Source organism: Bradyrhizobium sp. Gha (genome assembly GCF_900113735.1).
GTDB lineage: Bacteria > Pseudomonadota > Alphaproteobacteria > Rhizobiales > Xanthobacteraceae > Bradyrhizobium.
On the sequence record NZ_FOQM01000006.1, the window covers coordinates 167,418 to 186,665 of the forward strand.

Annotated in this window: 20 protein-coding genes and 1 other RNA gene; 17 read left to right on the plus strand and 4 right to left on the minus strand. The window is 63.8% G+C overall.

Annotated features, from left to right (window positions below; genetic code table 11):
* Positions 1–20 precede the first annotated feature (20 nt).
* The 3 genes from fumC to ssrA all read right to left on the minus strand — a co-directional run bounded on the left by fumC (position 21) and on the right by ssrA (position 2,539).
* Positions 21–1,448, minus strand: coding sequence for a class II fumarate hydratase (fumC, locus tag BM222_RS11380; RefSeq protein WP_092228352.1), 1,428 nt, complete (start codon positions 1,446–1,448; stop codon positions 21–23).
* A gap of 89 nt (positions 1,449–1,537) precedes the next feature.
* A complete protein-coding gene (locus BM222_RS11385; RefSeq protein ID WP_092228353.1) occupies positions 1,538–2,056 on the minus strand; it encodes an SspB family protein in 519 nt (172 codons plus the stop codon).
* A gap of 114 nt (positions 2,057–2,170) precedes the next feature.
* Positions 2,171–2,539: a transfer-messenger RNA gene (ssrA, locus tag BM222_RS11390) on the minus strand.
* A 96-nt stretch (positions 2,540–2,635) separates the two neighbouring features.
* Here ssrA and BM222_RS11395 point away from each other — a divergent pair.
* The 11 genes from BM222_RS11395 to BM222_RS11445 all read left to right on the plus strand — a co-directional run bounded on the left by BM222_RS11395 (position 2,636) and on the right by BM222_RS11445 (position 12,258).
* Positions 2,636–3,241, plus strand: coding sequence for a chromate transporter (locus BM222_RS11395; RefSeq protein WP_092228354.1), 606 nt, complete (start codon positions 2,636–2,638; stop codon positions 3,239–3,241).
* Positions 3,238–3,768 carry a chromate transporter gene (locus BM222_RS11400; RefSeq protein ID WP_092228355.1) on the plus strand — a complete coding sequence of 177 codons (531 nt, stop codon included), beginning with the start codon at positions 3,238–3,240 and terminating at the stop codon, positions 3,766–3,768. Before BM222_RS11395 ends, BM222_RS11400 begins: the two co-directional genes overlap by 4 nt.
* Before the next feature lie 94 nt (positions 3,769–3,862).
* Positions 3,863–4,624 carry a tripartite tricarboxylate transporter TctB family protein gene (locus tag BM222_RS11405; RefSeq protein ID WP_092228356.1) on the plus strand — a complete coding sequence of 254 codons (762 nt, stop codon included), beginning with the start codon at positions 3,863–3,865 and terminating at the stop codon, positions 4,622–4,624.
* A 7-nt stretch (positions 4,625–4,631) separates the two neighbouring features.
* Entirely contained in the window at positions 4,632–6,146 is a 1,515-nt protein-coding gene (locus BM222_RS11410) for a tripartite tricarboxylate transporter permease (RefSeq protein WP_244547092.1), read from the plus strand.
* A 192-nt stretch (positions 6,147–6,338) separates the two neighbouring features.
* Positions 6,339–7,133, plus strand: a complete 795-nt coding sequence (locus tag BM222_RS11415) for a thymidylate synthase (protein WP_092228358.1) — start codon at positions 6,339–6,341, stop codon at positions 7,131–7,133.
* Positions 7,134–7,138: 5 nt separating this feature from the next.
* A complete protein-coding gene (locus BM222_RS11420) occupies positions 7,139–7,624 on the plus strand; it encodes a GNAT family N-acetyltransferase (protein ID WP_092228359.1) in 486 nt (161 codons plus the stop codon).
* Complete coding sequence (locus BM222_RS11425; RefSeq protein ID WP_092228360.1) at positions 7,624–8,139, plus strand: dihydrofolate reductase; 516 nt, start codon at positions 7,624–7,626, stop codon at positions 8,137–8,139. Before BM222_RS11420 ends, BM222_RS11425 begins: the two co-directional genes overlap by 1 nt.
* Positions 8,140–8,298: 159 nt before the next feature.
* The gene (gene hflK / locus BM222_RS11430) at positions 8,299–9,435 is read left to right on the plus strand and encodes an FtsH protease activity modulator HflK (protein ID WP_092228361.1); all 1,137 of its coding nucleotides are present in this window, start codon (positions 8,299–8,301) and stop codon (positions 9,433–9,435) included.
* Positions 9,432–10,328: a protease modulator HflC gene (gene hflC / locus BM222_RS11435; RefSeq protein ID WP_092228362.1), complete on the plus strand. Its 897-nt coding sequence runs from the start codon at positions 9,432–9,434 to the stop codon at positions 10,326–10,328. The genes hflK and hflC overlap by 4 nt, the downstream gene beginning before the upstream one ends.
* 71 nt (positions 10,329–10,399) lie before the next feature.
* Entirely contained in the window at positions 10,400–10,606 is a 207-nt protein-coding gene (locus BM222_RS11440; protein ID WP_057747247.1) for a DUF2065 domain-containing protein, read from the plus strand.
* A gap of 143 nt (positions 10,607–10,749) precedes the next feature.
* Positions 10,750–12,258, plus strand: a complete 1,509-nt coding sequence (locus BM222_RS11445; protein WP_092228363.1) for a Do family serine endopeptidase — start codon at positions 10,750–10,752, stop codon at positions 12,256–12,258.
* Between the two features lie 143 nt (positions 12,259–12,401).
* On the opposite strand, the gene serB is transcribed toward BM222_RS11445, so the two are convergent.
* Positions 12,402–13,307 carry a phosphoserine phosphatase SerB gene (gene serB, locus BM222_RS11450; RefSeq protein ID WP_092228364.1) on the minus strand — a complete coding sequence of 302 codons (906 nt, stop codon included), beginning with the start codon at positions 13,305–13,307 and terminating at the stop codon, positions 12,402–12,404.
* Between the two features lie 11 nt (positions 13,308–13,318).
* Between serB and miaA the strand changes: the two genes are divergently transcribed.
* The 6 genes from miaA (at position 13,319) to BM222_RS11480 (ending at position 19,166) form a co-directional block, all read left to right on the plus strand.
* Positions 13,319–14,257 (plus strand): tRNA (adenosine(37)-N6)-dimethylallyltransferase MiaA, encoded by a 939-nt coding sequence (gene miaA, locus BM222_RS11455; protein WP_092228365.1) that lies wholly within the window; start codon positions 13,319–13,321, stop codon positions 14,255–14,257.
* Between the two features lie 332 nt (positions 14,258–14,589).
* Positions 14,590–16,365 carry an acetolactate synthase 3 large subunit gene (locus BM222_RS11460; RefSeq protein WP_092228366.1) on the plus strand — a complete coding sequence of 592 codons (1,776 nt, stop codon included), beginning with the start codon at positions 14,590–14,592 and terminating at the stop codon, positions 16,363–16,365.
* Positions 16,366–16,392: 27 nt separating this feature from the next.
* Positions 16,393–16,935, plus strand: a complete 543-nt coding sequence (gene ilvN, locus BM222_RS11465) for an acetolactate synthase small subunit (RefSeq protein WP_092228367.1) — start codon at positions 16,393–16,395, stop codon at positions 16,933–16,935.
* 3 nt (positions 16,936–16,938) lie between these two features.
* Positions 16,939–17,634 carry a class I SAM-dependent methyltransferase gene (locus BM222_RS11470; protein WP_092228368.1) on the plus strand — a complete coding sequence of 232 codons (696 nt, stop codon included), beginning with the start codon at positions 16,939–16,941 and terminating at the stop codon, positions 17,632–17,634.
* Positions 17,635–17,683: 49 nt separating this feature from the next.
* Positions 17,684–18,556, plus strand: coding sequence for an EamA family transporter (locus tag BM222_RS11475; RefSeq protein WP_092228369.1), 873 nt, complete (start codon positions 17,684–17,686; stop codon positions 18,554–18,556).
* 7 nt (positions 18,557–18,563) lie between these two features.
* Positions 18,564–19,166, plus strand: coding sequence for a LysE family translocator (locus tag BM222_RS11480; protein WP_177243153.1), 603 nt, complete (start codon positions 18,564–18,566; stop codon positions 19,164–19,166).
* The last annotated feature ends 82 nt before the right edge of the window (positions 19,167–19,248 follow it).

Here is a 19,248-nt window from a genome sequence, read left to right on the forward strand (position 1 = left end):
TGACTATCGGAATTTGGAATTCATCCCGGACGCGTCATCTTCTCCGGCTGCACCAGACGGTCGAATTCGTCGGCCGAGACGAAGCCAAGCCGCAGCGTCTCCTCCTTGAGCGTGGTGCCGTTGGCATGCGCAGTCTTTGCCACCTTGGCGGCGTTGTCGTAGCCGATCTTCGGCGCCAGTGCGGTCACCAGCATCAACGAACGTTCCATCAGCTCCTTGATATGCTTTTCATCGGCGCGGATGCCGCTGACGCAATGTTCGGTGAAGGAGCGCGCAGCGTCGGCCATCAGGCGGATCGAGTGCAGCATGTTGTAGGCGAGCACGGGCTTGTAGACGTTGAGCTCGAAATGGCCCTGGCTGCCGCCGACCGTGATCGCGGTGTGATTGCCGAACACCTGGCAGCACACCATGGTCATCGCCTCGCATTGCGTCGGATTGACCTTGCCCGGCATGATCGACGAGCCCGGCTCGTTCTCCGGCAGGATCAATTCGCCGAGGCCCGAGCGCGGGCCCGATCCGAGCAGGCGGATGTCATTGGCGATCTTGAACAGGCCTGTGGCGACGGAATTGATGGCGCCGTGCGCCAGCACATAGGCATCGTTCGAGGCCAGCGCCTCGAATTTGTTGGCCGCGCTGGCAAAGGGCAGTCTGGTTATTTTTGCAACGTGCTTGGCGAACAGCTTTGCGAAGCGCGGCTTGGAGTTGAGGCCGGTGCCGACGGCGGTGCCGCCTTGCGCCAGGGGATAGAGATCCTTCACCGCGACCTTCAGCCGCGCGATGCCGCTTTCGACTTGCGCGGCATAGCCTGAAAATTCCTGGCCGAGCGTCAGCGGCGTCGCATCCTGGGTGTGGGTGCGACCGATCTTCACGATGTTCGCAAACTCCTTCTCCTTCTTGCGCAGCGCGCGGTGCAGCTCGCCGAGCGCAGGGACGAGATCGGCGTTGATGCGGCTTGCGGCCGCGATGTGCATCGCGGTCGGGAAGGAGTCGTTCGACGACTGGCTCATGTTGACGTGGTCGTTGGGATGCACCGGCTTCTTGGTGCCGAGCTCGCCCCCGAGCAGTTCGTTGGCGCGGTTGGCGATGACCTCGTTGAGGTTCATGTTGCTCTGGGTGCCCGATCCGGTCTGCCACACGACCAGCGGGAAGTGATCGTCGAGCTTGCCCTCGATCACCTCGTGCGCGGCGCGGATGATGGCGTTGGCGCGGCGCTTGTCGAGCAGGCCGAGCTCCAGATTGGACTGTGCCGCCGCAAGCTTGACGGTGCCGAGCGCATGCACGAGCGCGATCGGCATTCGATCGATGCCGATGCGGAAATTCTGACGCGAACGTTCGGTCTGAGCTCCCCAATAACGATCGGCGGGCACCTCGATCGGACCAAAACTGTCGGTCTCGATGCGGGTCGCGGGGCGGGCAGTCTTCGCAGCTTTGGCCATGAGCACATCCATTCTGCCGCCCGAAACGCCGCGCGGCCTCTTGATATGCTCATCTATATAGGGAGTTTGGCCGGGCGCGATGGTCTCGCGGCCAACCTAGGTCATTTCTTGCGGAAACGATCGAGCCGCACGACTTCGGCGCCGCCCTGGTTCGGCGGCGACGGCTCTTCGGCGGTCGCCGTCGGCTCAGCCGCAGGCGCAGGCACCGCGAGGGCGGACGGGGCAGGAGCGGCCGGCAAAGTCTCGTCCGTTACCGCGGCGACGTCGGAAACATCGAACTCGGCGCCAAACTTCACCGACGGGTCAAGGAAGCTCTTGATGGCGCTGAACGGCACCACGAGCCGCTCCGGGATTCCGCCAAAGGACAGGCCGACCTCGAAGCGGTCCTCGAGCACGGTCAGATCCCAGAACTGATGCTGGAGGATGATCGTCATCTCTTCCGGATATTGCGCCAGCAGCCGCGGCGAGATCTTCACGCCGTCGGCCTTCGACACGAAGGTGATGAAGAAATGATGCTCGCCCGGCAGTCCGTGGGCGGCGGCATCAGTCAGCACCTTGCGCAGCACGCCGCGCAGAGCGTCGCGTGTCAGCACGTCGTATCGTATGTGATCGGTCGCCATGGTGGTCCTGTTGCATTCCTGGAGGCGGGCCCTGCCGGCCCGACTCGCCAAGCCGCGATAGTACCGCGCCTGACGGGTCAACAGGAGTCCCCGCCGTGAAGGAAATCAGAGGTAAGTGGAGGCTTCTGTTGCCAGGTGCCTCCGAACCCCGCCTAACGGAGCTTAACCCGTTAGGACTTTAAGATGGTCTTTCAAACTGCGTTACGCAGCCTGAGCAACCGGAGCAAAGTTGTCGTTGGCAACTATTGCAGTAGCCCGATAACGGCGGAACAATACCGGGAAAAAGCACGCCCTTTACGCCCTCGTCGATCCTATTTCGCCCCCGCCGAAGCTCACACTGGACGGGCCGGAGCCCGATGAGCTTTGGTGGAGGCGCCGGGTACCGCCCCCGGGTCCGAATGGTTTATTGCGACGACCGTTTATTTCCATAGCCGGCGAACCGGCACCCCCAATATAGGGGGCAAAGGTTGCAAAAAACAGGGGTTTCGAGCGAAGAGAACGCGGTTCCCTTTGGATAGGTCGGGGATGATCCCAGCCCTGATCTTGGCCGCCCTGCGGGTGGCGTTCTAAGCTCCTGACATGTCCACGGATTCAGCACCGGCCGCGCAAGAGCCGGACCGTCTCATCACCCACGCGGCGCAGCCCGGCCTGGCGGCGCTGTTCCTGGCCTTTGCCCGGATGTCGCTGGCCGGTTTCGGCGGCGTCCTGGTGTTTGCCCGGCATGCCATCGTCGACCAGCACCGCTGGATGACGGCGGAGGAGTTCAACGAGACCTTTGCGCTCTGCCATTTCCTGCCCGGGCCCAACATCGTCAATCTGTCGATGGTGTTCGGGTCGCGGCTGCGCGGCATCGCCGGCGGCGTTGCAGCCTTCACGGGGCTGTTGCTGCCGCCAACGCTGATCATGACCGTGCTCGCGGTCATCTATGCCCGGTTCGGCGATGTGGAGGTGCTGCGTCGTATTCTCGCAGGCATCTCCTGCGCAGCGGTTGGCCTCTTGATCGCCGTGGTCTTCAGGATGATGACGCCCCTGCTCAAGCGGATGGACGTGGTCGTGCTCGTCCTGATGCTCGGCGTGTTCACGGCGATCGGCGTTCTTCGCTGGCCGCTGCAGGCGGTGCTGCTGGTCGCGATCCCGCTCAGCATTGGCGCCACCTGTTTGATGCGACGGAAGGTAGCAGCATGAGCAGCGAGAACCCGATCGGGGCGCTGATCTCCACCTTTGGACTCATGTCGCTGTTCGCGGTCGGCGGTGCTGCGGCGGCGGTGCCCGAGATGCACCGCGTCGCAGTCGATGTGCACCACTGGATGACCGACAAGCAGTTCGCGGATGCCTATGCGATCGCGCAACTCTCGCCAGGTCCGAACGTCCTTATCGTCACGCTGATCGGCTATGCCGTTGCCGGGATTCCCGGCGCCCTGGCCGCGACGCTGGCGATGTGCCTGCCGACGGCGCTGCTTGCCTATTATGTCAGTCGGCTCCTCAACCGGCCGAACCAGTCGCGCTGGCCCGCCCTGATTCAGGCCGCACTGGTTCCGCTGTCGATCGGCTTGATGGCGGCGAGTGCCCTGATCCTCGTACAGTCGACTGATCGCACCATTGCTGCGGTGCTTCTGACTGCAGCGGTTGCATTGATCGCCTCCGTCTCGCGCGTCAATCCGCTATGGCTTCTGCTCGCGGGAGGGATCTTGGGTTTTGCTGGTATTGTGTGATGAAAATCGCTAGGCAATGAACCGGGGGCCGGATCCATTTCCAGCCGATTAGAACAACATTGCTCGTGACTTACGGGTCGCGGAGGAGACATGCATGGCCGATGCAATGGGCCACTCGGCGACAGCCACAAGAAGCACATCTGTGGCCATGGGATTCTGTGTGCTGGCGGTAGCGCCGCAGATTTTTGAACTGATCTGGTCGTTCGGGACGATCTTCGGTTGGGGTGCCGGGCGCGGTCCGCTACAAGTCGTGGCTGCACATGCGGCGGCGCTGGTGGCTGGCGCCCCGATTGCGTTGCTCGGCGCGGCTGGCGGCGACGCCAAGAAGGCGTCATCGGATGTGCTGTTGGCTCTGATCTACTCCTATCCGCTGTTGGCGGTGGCGATCCTCACGCTGTTCATGACGATCCGGTCGGCACAGGATTATGTCGGCGGGATCGTCCTGATGGCGCTCGCGCTGTTCGCGCTGTGGGCCTCCAGCGATTTGCAGGGGATGCGCGGCTTCTCCTTTGGCGCCGGCACGGCGCCCCGGATGTTCGGTGGGCTTCTCGTCGCGCTTGGTGCCGGCATCGCGTTGACGGGGCTGTTGTCCGATGGACCGGCGATGGCGCATTATTCCTGGCGTGGGCCGTTGTTCGTGATGGCCTCGATCGTCTTCTTCGCCCTCGCGATCCGTCCGCTTGGCGTTGTGGTGGCGGCATTCGTGAGCTTCCTGATTGCGGCGATGGGCACGCATGAGACGCGCTGGATCGAAACCATCATCGTCGGCGCCTGCCTGACACTCGGCTGCGCGCTTCTCTTCCCCTACGTGCTCGGCCTGCCGATGCCGATGTTCCCGCGTTTCCTGGCCCAGTGAGGGTGTGATGGATCTCTTCGCCAACCTCGCTCATGGCTTTGTCGTCGCATTCTCTCCGATCAATCTCCTGATGTGCCTGATCGGCGCGCTCGTGGGCACGCTGGTCGGTGTGCTGCCGGGCATCGGCACCATTGCGACCGTCGCGATGCTGCTGCCGATCACCTTCGGACTGCCGCCCGTCGGTGCACTGATCATGCTCGCCGGCATCTATTACGGCGCCCAGTATGGCGGCTCGACGACCTCGATCCTGGTCAACATCCCAGGTGAGGCGACATCGGTGGTCACCGCGATCGACGGGCACCAGATGGCCAAGCAGGGCCGCGCCGGCCCGGCGCTGGCGATCGCCGCGATCGGGTCGTTCTTCGCCGGCTGCGTCGCAACCGTGCTCATCGCCGTGCTCGGTGCGCCGCTGACCAAGCTCGCGCTCGCGTTCGGTCCGGCTGAATATTTCTCGCTGATGGTGCTTGGCCTGATCTTCGCCGTCGTGCTCGCCAAGGGCTCGGTGCTGAAGGCGATCGCGATGAACGTGTTCGGCCTTCTGCTGTCGATGGTCGGCTCGGACATCGAGACCGGCGCCTCGCGCATGGCCTTCAACATTCCAGAGCTCGCCGATGGTCTCGGCTTTGCAACGGTGGCAATGGGCGTGTTCGGCTTTGCCGAGATCATCCGCAATCTCGACGCCGGCGCGGAGATGAACCGCGATCTCGTGCAGCAGAAGATCACGGGCCTGATGCCGACCAGGAAGGACCTGATCGACTCGACGCCCGCGGTCCTGCGCGGCACCGTGCTCGGCTCGATCCTCGGCATTCTTCCGGGCGGCGGCGCCGTCATCGCCTCGTTCGCGGCCTACACGCTCGAGAAGAAGCTTGCCAAGAACCCATCGCGGTTCGGCCGCGGTGCGATCGAGGGGGTGGCTGCCCCGGAAAGCGCCAACAACGCGGCCGCACAGACCTCCTTCATCCCGCTGCTGACGCTCGGAATCCCGCCCAATGCGGTGATGGCACTGATGGTGGGCGCGATGACAATTCATGGCATCGTCCCGGGCCCGCAGGTGATGCAGAAGCAGCCTGATCTGGTCTGGGGCATGATCGCCTCGATGTGGATCGGCAACCTGATGCTGATCATCATCAACCTGCCGCTGGTCGGCATCTGGGTCCGCCTGCTGCGTGTGCCCTACCGGCTGATGTTCCCCTCGATCGTGATCTTCTGCGCGATCGGCATCTACTCGGTCAACAACGCACCGGTCGACGTCATCCTCGCAGGCGTTTTCGGTCTCGTCGGCTACTGGCTGATCAAGCACGATTTCGAACCGGCGCCGCTGCTGCTCGGCATGGTGCTCGGACCGTTGATGGAGGAGAACCTGCGCCGCGCGCTGCTGATCTCGCGTGGTGACTGGAGCGTGTTCCTGACGCGTCCGCTCTCCGCCGCGCTGCTCGTGATCGCGACATTCCTGCTCGTGCTGACGTTGCTGCCCATGCTGCGTGCCAAGCGCGACGAGGTGTTTACCGAATCCGAGAACTGAGCGCGTCGCAACAAGCGACTTAACCAGCAAGATCAACCCGATAGGCGGGGGGCGGGAGGTGAGTTCCGCCCCTTGTCATTTGCGCCGGGAGCTCTCACTTTTCGGGGTATAATCAGCGCGACCAGCGAATCGCCGCTGTCGCAGCGCGGGGGCGGCCGTTAAGTTCGCCGCCTCCCCAAAGGCTCATTGCACATGCACCAGTATCAGGACCTGCTCGAGCGGATTCTTTCAGACGGCGCCGAGAAGACCGATCGGACCGGCACAGGCACGCTGTCGGTGTTCGGCCATCAGATGCGCTTCAACCTCTCCGCCGGCTTCCCCATGCTGACCACCAAGCGGCTGCCGCTGAAGGCGATCGTGCATGAGCTGCTCTGGTTCCTGAAGGGCGACACCAACATCAAGTACCTCAAGGACAACGGCGTCACCATCTGGGACGAGTGGGCGGACGCCAATGGCGACCTCGGCCCGGTCTATGGCCACCAATGGCGCTCCTGGCCCGCGCCCGATGGACGCAGCATCGACCAGATTTCCAATGTCGTCGACATGATCAAGCGCAATCCGGACTCGCGCCGCCTGATCGTCTCGGCCTGGAATCCGGCCGAGGTCGACAAGATGGCGCTGCCGCCGTGTCACTGCCTGTTCCAGTTCTACGTCGCCAACGGCAAGCTCTCGTGCCAGCTCTATCAGCGCTCGGCCGACGTCTTCCTCGGCGTGCCCTTCAACGTCGCCTCCTACGCGCTGCTCACCATGATGGTCGCGCAGGTCACGGGCTTGACGCCCGGCGACTTCGTGCATTCGTTCGGCGACACCCATCTCTACTCCAACCATCTGGAGCAGGCGCGGCTCCAGCTCACCCGCGCGCCGCGCGCGCTGCCGATGATGCGGATCAATCCTGATGTGAAGGACATCTTCTCCTTCCGTTACGAGGATTTCGAACTCGTCGGCTACGACCCACATCCGCACATCAAGGCGGAAGTCGCGGTCTAGCGCCGATGTCGCTCAGCATCCGCCGCGCGCGCCCTGGCGAAGCCGGGCTCGTTCTTGATTTCGTCCGTGAGCTTGCCGAGTACGAAAAGCTCTCGCATGAGCTCGAGGCCACCGAGGCTGACATTGCGGCCGCCTTGTTCGGCAGCGATCCCAGGCTGTTTTGTGCGATTGCCTGCTGGAACGGCGAGCCGGTCGGCTTTGCGGTGTGGTTCCTGAATTTCTCCACCTTCAGCGGCCGCCACGGCATCTATCTCGAAGATTTGTATGTGCGGCCGTCGCATCGCGCCAAGGGCGTCGGCAAGGCGCTGCTGATCTATCTCGCGAAGGAATGCATCGACAACGGTTGGTCGCGCCTGCAATGGGCGGTGCTCGACTGGAATGCGCCGTCGATCGCATTCTACAAGTCGCTTGGCGCCGTGATGCTGGACGACTGGACGCTGTGCCGCGTCTCTGGTTCAGCGCTCACGCGTCTTGCGGGGAGCGCCTTCTGATGGAGATCGTCTTCGTCGTCGCGATTGCGGAGAACGGCATCATCGGCGCCGGCAACGCGCTGCCGTGGCGATTGAAATCCGATATGGCGCGCTTCAAGGCGCTCACCATCGGCAAGCCCGTGATCATGGGCCGCAAGACCTTCGAATCCTTGCCCGGGCGTCGGCCGCTTGCCAACCGCACCAACATCGTGATCACGCGCGATGCGGACTATCGCGCCCCCGGCGCCATCGTCGTGACGTCGGCTGCGGCCGCTGGTTCAGTTGCGCTTGGTGACGCCCTGCGGCGTTCAGCCGCTGAAATCGCCGTGATTGGCGGTGCCGAAATCTTCCGGCAATGGCTCGACCGTGCCGACCGCCTCGAGATCACCGAAGTGCATGCGAGGCCGGACGGCGACACGCATTTCGACGTCGACAAGGCGATGTGGGAGGAAACGGAGCGCGTCCGCCATCCGGCCGGCCCCGAGGATAGTGCCGCCTTCTCTTATGTGACATATCGTCGGCGGCCGTCTCATTAACTCCGTTCGCCAATGTTTACATTGACTTTTCCGCCCCCGAGCATAGCTCGTGGGACGGTCAGGCTTGCGTTGTAAGGGTCCTTTCGGTCCCCTATAAAGCCGGTCCGGACAATGCCGGCCGGGCAAGTTCTAGTCCCGGTCTGCCGAGGAGAGCGTCGAATGCCGTGGAAGAATCAGGGCGGTGGCCCATGGGGCTCGGGTCCGAAAGGACCGTGGGGCTCAGGCCCGCAACCGGTCGGGCCGAGGCCGCCGGATCTGGAGGACCTTCTGCGGCGCGGCCAGGACCGGCTCCAGCAGATCATGCCCGGTGGCTATTTCTCAGGCGTCGGCATCACGCTGATCCTGCTCATCGTCGTCGCGCTCTGGCTGCTGTCGGGCTTCTTCCGCGTGCAGTCCGAGGAGCAGGGTGTCGTGCTGCGTTTCGGCAAGCACGTCCGCACAGTTGATCCGGGGCTGAATTATCATTTGCCCTATCCGATCGAGACCGTGTTGCTGCCGAAGGCGCTGCGCGTGTCCACCATTTCCATCGGCATGACGCTGATCGACGATCCGGCCCGCCGCGGCCGCTCGATCCGTGACGTGCCGGAAGAGAGCCTGATGCTGACCGGCGACGAGAACATCGTCGATGTCGACTTCACCGTGCTCTGGCGCATCAAGCCCAACGGCGTCGGCAATTTCCTGTTCAACATCCAGAACCCCGAGGGCACCGTGAAGGCGGTCGCCGAGAGCGCGATGCGCGAGGTGATCGGCCGCTCCGACATCCAGCCGATCCTGACCGGCGCGCGTACGCAGACCGAGACCACCGTGCAGGATTTGATGCAGAAGACGCTCGACGGCTATGGCGCCGGCATCCAGATCACCCAGGTGCAGATGCAGAAGGTCGACCCGCCGGCGCAGGTGATCGATGCGTTCCGTGACGTGCAGGCAGCACGTGCCAATCTCGAGCAGTTGCAAAACGAAGCGCAGACCTATGCCAACAAGGTCGTGCCTGAAGCGCGCGGCAATGCGGCGCGTATCCTGCAGGCGGCCGAAGGCTACAAGGAGCAGGCGGTCGCCGAGGCCAAGGGCCAGAGCGCGCGCTTCCTGAAAGTGTACGAGGAATACAAGAAGGCGCCGGACGTGACGCGTGAACGGATCTATCTGGAGACGATGGAGCGCGTGCTCGGCGGCTCGGACAAGCTGATCTACGACAGTGGCTCCTCGGGCCAAGGCGTCGTGCCTTATCTGCCGCTCAGCGAATTGTCGACCAAGAAGCCCACGACGGCGGGCCAGCTGCCGAGCGGGGGCGCGAGATGAGGTCTCCCGTTACAGGCATTGTCGCGCTGCTTGCGGCGCTTCTGGTCGTGATCGTCGGCTACATGTCGTTGTTTACGGTGCAGCAGACCGAGCAAACCATCGTGCTGCAATTCGGCGCGCCGGTGGACGTCGTCACCGACCCCGGGCTGCACTTCAAGGCGCCCTGGAACTCCGTGATCAACATCGACAAGCGGATCCTCGACCTCGAGAACCCCTCGCAGGAGGTCATTGCCTCCGATCAGAAGCGGCTCGTGGTCGACGCGTTTGCGCGCTATCGCATCAAGGATGCGTTGCGCTTCTATCAGAGCGTCGGCTCGATCCAGGCCGCAAACCTTCAGCTCACCTCGCTCTTGAATGCGGCGCTGCGCCGCGTGCTGGGCGAAGTCAGTTTCATCACCGTGGTGCGTGATGAACGCGAGAAGCTGATGGGACGCATCCGCGAGCAGCTAGACCGCGAGGCGGGCGGTTACGGCATCGAGGTCGTCGACGTCCGTATTCGCCGCGCCGATCTGCCGGAGCAGAACAGCCAGGCGGTGTACGACCGGATGAAGTCCGAGCGCCAGCGCGAAGCCGCCGAATTCCGCGCGCAGGGCGGCCAGAAAGCGCAGGAAATCCGCTCCAAGGCCGACCGCGATGTGACGGTGATCATTGCCGACGCGAACTCCCAGGCCGAGCAGACGCGCGGCGTGGGCGACGCAGAGCGGAACCGTCTGTTTGCCGAAGCCTATGGCAAGGATGCTGACTTCTTTGCCTTCTATCGCTCGATGACGGCCTATGAAAGCGGGTTGAAGTCCAGCGATACCCGCTATTTGCTGCGGCCGGACTCGGATTTCTTCCGGTATTTTGGTAACCCGTCCGGCAAGACAGCGGCCGAGACGCCGGCAAAACCGTAAACTAGACAAGGGCGGCAGGTTTGGCCGCCCTTCGTCCAGACAATAACATCACAACGGGAGGTTCCAATCCGATGAGGTCCATTGCGTTCGCCGACTTCCTCATCGGCTTAGGCATCCTGTTCGTGCTCGAAGGCCTGATGTTCGCGGCAAGTCCGAACTGGATGCGCAAGGCCATGAAGAGCGCCATCGCAACGCCGGACAACATCCTGCGGGCGGTCGGGATTGGTTCGGCCGTGGCCGGTCTGATCCTGATCTGGGTAATGCGACGTCCAATCTAGGCGCACAGCCAACGCCAAAGTGAAGGCGAGCGGCTGGTTTTCGCCGTATTATCCGGCTCTTGAGGCCCGCTAAGCTCCGTGCTTGCGCCGTGCCACCGTTCGAGCGCAGTCTTGACGTCGAATCCTTTTCTCTGGAGACCACAATGACCGCTGCCACCATTGTCCCGACCCGTTTGCGCCAACATGCGCGATTTGGGCTGGCCGCGCTCGCGCTCAGTGCTTTCAGCGTGTTCGGCTCGCCGGCGCAGGCGCGCGGACCGGAGGGCATCGCCGACGTCGCCGAGAAGGTGATCGACGCGGTCGTGAATATCTCGACCTCGCAGACGGTCGAGGCCAAGGGCGGCAGCAACACCATGCCGCAACTCCCGCCCGGCTCGCCGTTCGAGGAATTCTTCGACGACTTCTTCAAGAACCGCAAAGGCCCCGGCGGTGGCGGCAAGGGCGGCGACAACGGCGGCGGCCCGCCGCACAAGACCAACTCGCTCGGGTCAGGCTTCATCATCGACACATCCGGTGTGGTCGTGACGAACAACCACGTGATCGCGGATGCCGACGAGATCAACGTCATTCTCAACGACGGCACCAAGATCAAGGCCGAGCTCGTCGGTGTCGACAAGAAGACCGATCTCGCCGTCCTGAAGTTCAAGCCGCCGAAGCCGCTCGTCTCGGTGAAGTTCGGCGACTCCGACAAATTGCGTCTGGGTGACTGGGTGGTCGCGATCGGCAACCCCTTCAGCCTCGGCGGCACGGTGACGGCCGGCATCGTCTCGGCCAAGAACCGCGACATCTCCTCGGGGCCCTATGACAGCTACATCCAGACCGACGCCGCAATCAATCGCGGCAATTCCGGCGGTCCGCTGTTCAACCTCGAAGGCGACGTCATCGGCGTCAACACGCTGATCATCTCGCCCTCCGGCGGCTCGATCGGCATCGGCTTCGCCGTGCCGTCGAAGACGGTCGCTGGTGTGGTCGACCAGCTCCGGCAGTTCGGCGAGCTGCGGCGCGGCTGGCTCGGCGTGCGCATCCAGACCGTCACCGACGAGATCGCCGAGAGTCTCAACATCAAGCCGGCGCGCGGCGCGCTGGTCGCCGGCGTCGACGACAAGGGCCCGGCCAAGCCTGCCGGCATCGAGCCAGGTGACGTCGTCGTCAAGTTCGACGGTAAGGACGTCAAGGATCCGAAGGATCTGTCCCGTGTCGTCGCCGACACCGCAGTCGGCAAGGAGGTTGACGTCGTCGTCATCCGCAAGGGCGAGGAGCAGACCAAGAAGGTTACGCTCGGCCGTCTGCAGGATCCGGAGAAGGTGCAGGCCGCGGTGAAGGCCGACGAGCCGCCGCCGGAGAAGCCCGTGACGCAGAAGGCGCTCGGCCTCGATCTCGCCGTGCTGAACAAGGATCTGCGGACCCGCTACAAGATCAAGGACAGCGTCAAGGGCGTGGTGGTGACCAATGTCGACGCCAGTTCCGACGCTGCCGAGAAGCGGCTCTCCGCCGGCGACGTCATCGTCGAAGTCGCACAGGAAGCGGTCGCGAGCGGCGACGACATCCAGAAGCGGGTCGACCAGCTCAAGAAGGACGGCAAGAAGTCCGTGCTGCTGCTGGTGTCGAATGGCGATGGCGAGCTGCGCTTCGTGGCGCTGAGCGTGCAGTAGGGGAGCGTTCTCACTCCCACACTCACTGTCATGCGCCGGCTTGACCGGCGCATCCAGTTATGCCGCGGCTTCTCGGTTCAAGCGTTGCCGCCTCTGGAATGCCGGATCACCCGCTTTCGCGGGTGATGACAGCGGCGAGGACGTTACGCCTCCACGAACTCGTCCCGTCGATACCCCTGCGCATAGAGCAGCGCGGTGAGATCGCCGTGATCGATCCGTGCTGCGGCGGCCGCGGCAACGGCTGGCTTGGCGTGATACGCCACGCCCAGTCCCGCCGCCTGGATCATGGCCAGATCATTGGCGCCGTCGCCGACGACGACCGAGTCGATGTCGTCGAGATCGAACGATTCCATCAGATCCACCAGCGTCGCGAGCTTGGCCGCGCGACCCAGGATCGGCTCCTTCACCTCGCCGGTGAACTTGCCGTCGCGCACGACGAGCTCGTTGGCGCGGTTCTCCTGGAAGCCGATCTTGGCGGCGACCGCGCTCGTGAACAACGTGAAGCCGCCGGAGACGAGGCAGGTATAGGCGCCGTTGGCGCGCATAGTGGCGACCAGCTCGCGGCCGCCGGGGGTCAGCGTGATGCGCTTGGCCAGCACCTCGTCGACGACATTGGCGGGGAGGTCCTTCAGCAGCGCGACGCGCTCGCGCAGCGCCGGCTCGAACTCGATCTCGCCCCGCATTGCGCGTTCGGTGATGGCGGCGACATGGGCCTTCATCCCGACGAGATCGGCGAGCTCGTCGATGCATTCCTGGCCGATCATGGTGGAATCCATGTCGGCGAGAAAAAGCTTCTTGCGCCGGAAGCCGACAGGCTGCACCACGATGTCGATGGGCAAATCGCCGCGCAGCTCGCGCAGCCGCTCTTCGATGGCATTGCGATCGCCTTCGAGGTTACTGTCGGCGCCGAAGGGAATGTCGACCGCAACGCCGTCGAACAGCCAATGGGCCGGTGCGGCCTTGGGCAGCACGGCGCGGGCGCCGTCGACGATGGTGGAGTCGAGGGCGGGATTGGCGGGGTTGCAGATCAGGGTGGCGACGAGGGACATTTGAGGTTTTCGTGAGCGAGGGGCATTCGAGCAAGGCCGTGCTTATCGCAGGCCCGACCGCCAGCGGCAAGTCGGCGCTGGCGCTGGAGCTTGCGCTGAACGTGGGCGGGGTCGTGATCAATGCCGATTCCATGCAGGTCTATCGCGACCTCCGCATCATCACTGCGCGCCCCACTGAGGACGAGCAGGCGCGCGTTCCGCATCGCCTTTACGGCCATGTTGATGCAGCCGTGAATTTCTCGGCTGGCGCCTGGGTGGCTGATGCCGCCACTGTTCTGGAACAGGCAAGGGCCGAGGGCCGCCTGCCGATCTTCGTTGGCGGCACCGGGCTCTATTTCAAGGCACTGACGGCAGGGCTCTCGGTCGTTCCGCCGATCCCTGCCGAGGTGCGCGAGAACGTGCGCGCGCGGCTGGAGCGGAACGGCGTCGAGGCGTTGCACGCGGAACTTGCGCGCCGCGATCCGCGCGCGGCCGAGCGATTGAATCTGCGCGATCGCGCCAGGATCGCGCGCGCGCTCGAAGTGGTCGAGGCAACCGGCCGCTCCTTGTTCGACTGGCACCACGAGGGCCAGCCGCCGCTATTGCCGAAGCACAGCTTTCGCGCAGTATTCCTCGCGCCCGAACGCGACGAGCTCTATGCCCGCATCGACGCCCGCTTCGCCGCCATGCTGGGCGCGGGTGCTCTTGAAGAGGTCGAGCGGCTCGGCGCCCGAGGCCTCGACCCGCTGCTGCCGGCCATGAAGGCCCACGGCGTGCCGGGCCTGATCCGATATCTGCGCGGTGAGCTTGACCTTGAGGAGGCCGCCACGATCGGCCGGGCCGACACCCGCCACTACGCCAAGCGCCAATTCACCTGGTTCAGGCATCAGCTGCCGGAATTCGAGTGGGTGAAGCCGGTGGAGGCCGGAGGCTGGCTGGCGGCCGCCGCCGGCCGCGACCGGCGGCCCTGACTGACACGCTTTTGTGCCTGGGTTCCCGATTTTACCTCTCGCCCAACCCTGGGAACGCCGCTACACTGCCAAAATCGCGCGGAGCGGCCGGTTTGCCTTGACATCGAGGCTTTGGCCGCTATGTTTCGCGCAACCTTTGCGAAGCTGAGCGCCCGCCATGCGTAACATTATTACCAACCTCCTTATTGCCGTCGTACCCAGGCACACCGCCGGGGGTGGCTAGCTGCCATCCACACGACAGGCGGTGTGCAGGGTCCCTCTTCGGGGCCCTTTTTATTTCCCGAAACCGAGACGAACGAAGCCGCTGACGTCAGCGCATCCGGAGCAAGCCAATGAGCGACAAGAGCCACGATCCGAACCAGATGACCGGCGCCGCGATGATCGTCCGCGCGCTCATCGATCACGGCGTGACCGACATTTTCGGCTATCCCGGCGGCGCGGTGCTTCCGATCTATGACGAGATCTTCCAGCAGAGCGAAGTCCAGCACATCCTGGTCCGTCACGAGCAGGGCGCCGGTCATGCTGCGGAAGGCTATGCCCGCTCGACCGGCAAGCCCGGCGTTGCGCTGGTGACCTCAGGCCCCGGTGCCACCAACATGGTGACGCCGCTGACCGATGCGCTGATGGATTCGATCCCGCTGGTCTGCATCTCCGGCCAGGTGCCGACGCATCTGATCGGCAATGACGCCTTCCAGGAATGTGACACCGTCGGCATCACGCGCCCCTGCACCAAGCACAATTGGCTGGTCCGCGACGTCAACGACCTCGCCAAGGTGCTGCACGAGGCGTTCTATGTCGCCACCACGGGCCGTCCGGGCCCGGTGCTGGTCGACGTTCCCAAGGACGTGCAGTTCGCCACCGGCACCTATCATCCGCCGCGCAAGTCCGACGTGCACCGCTCCTACGCGCCGCGTGTGAAGGGTGATGCGACGCAGATCCGCAAGGCCGTGGCGCTGCTGGCCGGCGCCAAGCGCCCGGTGATCTACAGCGGCGGCGGCGTCATCAATTCCGGTCCCGAAGCCACCAAGCTGCTGCGCGAGCTGGTCGAGGTCACCGGTTTCCCGATCACGTCCACCCTGATGGGCCTGGGTGCCTACCCTGCGTCGGGCAAGAACTGGCTCGGCATGCTCGGCATGCACGGCACTTACGAAGCCAACATGACCATGCATGATTGCGACGTCATGCTGTGCGTCGGCGCGCGCTTCGACGATCGCATCACCGGCCGGGTCGATGCGTTCTCGCCGAACTCGAAGAAGATCCACATCGACATCGATCCGTCGTCGATCAACAAGAACATCCGTGTCGATGTGCCGATCATCGGTGATTGCGGCAACGTCCTCGGCGACATCCTCCAGGTGTTCAAGGCCGAGGCGAAGAAGCCCGACATCAAGAGCTGGTGGCAGCAGATCGCGCAGTGGCGCGCCCGCAACTCGCTCTATTACAAGAAGAGCAACGACGTCATCCTGCCGCAGCATGCGATCCAGAGCCTGTTCGAGGCGACGCGTGGCAAGGACACCTACATCACGACCGAGGTCGGCCAGCACCAGATGTGGGCGGCGCAGTTCTACGGCTTCGAGGAGCCGCACCGCTGGATGACGTCGGGTGGTCTCGGCACCATGGGCTACGGCTTGCCCGCTGCGATCGGCGTGCAGGTCGCGCATCCGGATAGTCTCGTCATCGACATCGCGGGCGATGCCTCGGTGCAGATGACGATGCAGGAGATGTCGACCGCGGTTCAGTACGAGCTGCCGATCAAGATCTTCATCCTGAACAATCAGTACATGGGCATGGTGCGGCAGTGGCAGCAATTGCTCCACGGCAACCGGCTGTCGCATTCTTACTCCGAGGCGCTGCCTGACTTCGTCAAGCTCGCGGAAGCCTATGGCGGCGTCGGTCTCCAGGTCACCAAGCCCTCGGATCTCGATGGCGCGATCAAGGAGATGATCTCGGTCAAGCGCCCGGTGCTGTTCGACTGCCGTGTCGCTGCCCTGGAAAACTGCTTCCCCATGATCCCCTCCGGCAAGGCGCACAACGAGATGCTGCTGCCCGAGCAGGCCAACGACGAGGCGACCGCAAAGGCGTTCGCCGGCGGCAAGGCGCTGGTGTGAGTGCGATAGACTTTTGAGGGGACGATCATGAATCAGCCGGCATCCGCCTATTTCATCGAAGAGCGCCACGATCCGAACGAGACGCACACCCTTGCCGTGCTCGTGCAGAACGAGCCGGGCGTCCTCGCGCGCGTCATCGGCCTGTTCTCGGGGCGCGGCTACAACATCGAGAGCCTGACGGTCTCCGAGACCGAAGCGCAGAAACATCTGTCGCGCATCACCATCGTCACCACCGGAACGCCGATGGTCATCGCGCAGATCAAGCATCAGCTCGACCGCATGATCCCGGTCTACCAGGTGGTCGACATGACGCAGACCCGCCGCTCGATCGAGCGGGAGCTGGCGATGGTGAAGGTGCGCGGACAGGGCGAGCATCGCGTCGAGTCGCTCAGGTTGGCCGATGCCTTCCGCGCCCGCGTGATCGATGCCACCACTGAGAGCTTCGTGTTCGAGATCACGGGCAATACGGACAAGATCAACCAGTTTATCGACCTGATGCGCCCGCTCGGCCTTGTCGAGGTGTCGCGCACCGGCGTTGCCGCGATCGGTCGCGGGCCTGAAGGGATGTGAATCATGCTGGCGCGCGACTGGTACTATAACGAGCGGAACCGGATGGGCATCGAGCCCGCCGTGGCGTCGATCTACGACGCCCACGACGATGCCGATCTGCGGGCGCGCGCCGCACTGAAAATGTTGGGAGTCCAGCGCGGCTGGCGTGTCGCCGATATCGGCTGCGGCAATGGTGTGCTCGCCACCGAAGCCGCGCTGATGGGGGCCGAGGTCGACGCGATCGATATTTCACCGGCGATGCTGGCGCTTGCCGAGATCTATGCCCGCGATCGCAAGGCGCCCGTGCGCACGCAGTCCGCCGGCCTGCTCAGCTTTGCCTACCGCCCGGAATCCTACGATCTGATCGTCAGCGAGTTCACGCTGCATCATCTGCCCGACTTCTGGAAGGTCGTGGCGATGTCGCGGATCTTTCGTGCGCTGAAGCCGGGTGCGAGCTTCTACCTGCGCGACATCGTCTATGCCTCGATGCCCGATGCGGTCGAGCGTGACGTCGAGCAATGGGCCGATTACCAGATCAAGAACCACGATTTCTCGCGCGCGAGCGTGGTGACGCATATGCGCGACGAATATTCCACTTTCGGCTGGGTGATGGAGCGGATGCTGACCGATGTCGGTTTCACGCTGGTCTCGGCCGATTACCACGCACCGATGCACGGCACATATCTCTTGCGCAAACCGAAAGCCGGCGAGCAAGGCTAGACGAGAAGAACAAGCAGGGCTGCACGACAGGGCAGAACCGGAAACAACAATGAAGCCGGCTGACATCCTCATCGCCCTCCTGGTGGCGATCATCTGGGGGCTTGCCTTCGTGGCGAGCCGGATCGCGCTCGACGAATTTTCGCCGGAGCTGATGACGGCGATGCGCTTTTCGATTGCCGCACTGCCGTGCCTGTTCATTCGCAAGCCGAACATCGCCTGGCCGCGCCTGATCGCGATCAGCTCTACGCTGTTCCTCGGCCAGTTCCTGAGCCAGGCCTATGGCATCGCCCACGGCGTACCGGTCGGCTTGACCTCGGTCGTCGTGCAGAGCCAGGCGTTGTTCACGATCGGTCTTGCCGCGATTGCGTTCGGCGAGCGGCCGACGCCGGTGCAGACGCTGGGCATCGCCATCGCCGCGGCCGGGCTTCTGATGATTTGCGGCACCGTTGGTTATGACTTCAGCGTCAGCGCCTTCGCCGTGCTGATGATCTCACCGGTCAGTTTTGCGATCGGCAACATCCTGCTGCGCGGCGCCCGCGGTGTGCCGATGTTCAACCTTTTCGCCTGGCTTTGCCTCGCGACAGCCGCGCCGCTGTTCGCGCTCGCGCTCGTGGTCGACGGACCAGCGCCGACTTTCCAGTCGCTGATCCACATGTCGCTGACCGGCCTCATCTGCCTGCTGGCGATCGGCGCGGTCTCGACCAGCATCGCCTATTGGCTGTGGGGGCGGCTATTGCGTGACTATCCTGCTGCGCAGGTCGTGCCGTTTGCGCTGCTGGTGCCGTTCGTCGGTTCTGCGGCATCCAGCATCGTGTTTGGCGAGCGGTTCGGGCCGCTGCGCCTCGCCGGCATGCTGACCGTGATCGGCGGCATTGCGGTGATGGTGCTGGCGAAGCGTCCGCAAATCCTGAAGACGGCGTGAGGTGAATATGGCCAACTCGCTCTTCTATGCCTTCCTCGCCTTCATGGTGGTGATGTATTTCACCCCGGGGCCGAACAACATCATGCTGCTGGCCTCGGGCCTGACCTATGGCTTCCGGCGCACCATCCCGCACATTGCAGGCATTGTCCTCGGTTTTGCCTTCATGGTCGGTGCGGTGGGCCTCGGGCTCGGCACCATCTTTCTGGCCTATCCGATCCTCGAGACCATCCTGAAATATGCCGGGGCGGCCTACCTGATCTATCTTGCCGTCGTGATCGCCATGTCCGGACCGACCAAGCCGGGCGAGGGGGACGGACGCGGTCCAATGACCTTCTGGGGCGCCGCCATGTTCCAGTGGATCAATGCCAAGGGTTGGGTGATCGTGATCGGCACCATTACGGCCTATGCGGCCATCGCCCAATTCCCGATCAATATCGCGATCCAGACCCTGATCAGCCTGCTGGTCGGAACGGTCTCGACCGTGGTCTGGGCCTTCTTCGGCGCTGCACTACGACCGGTGCTGACCTCCGAGCGGCTGGTCCGCGCCTTCAATATCCTGATGGCGCTCCTGCTGCTCGCCTCCCTCTACCCCGTTTTCATGGATGCATGATGTCGCGGATTTCCATGCAGAAACGGGTTTCCCTGGGGGCTGAAAATGCTCTAGACAGCCCCCGAAATCCGCAAATTTCACC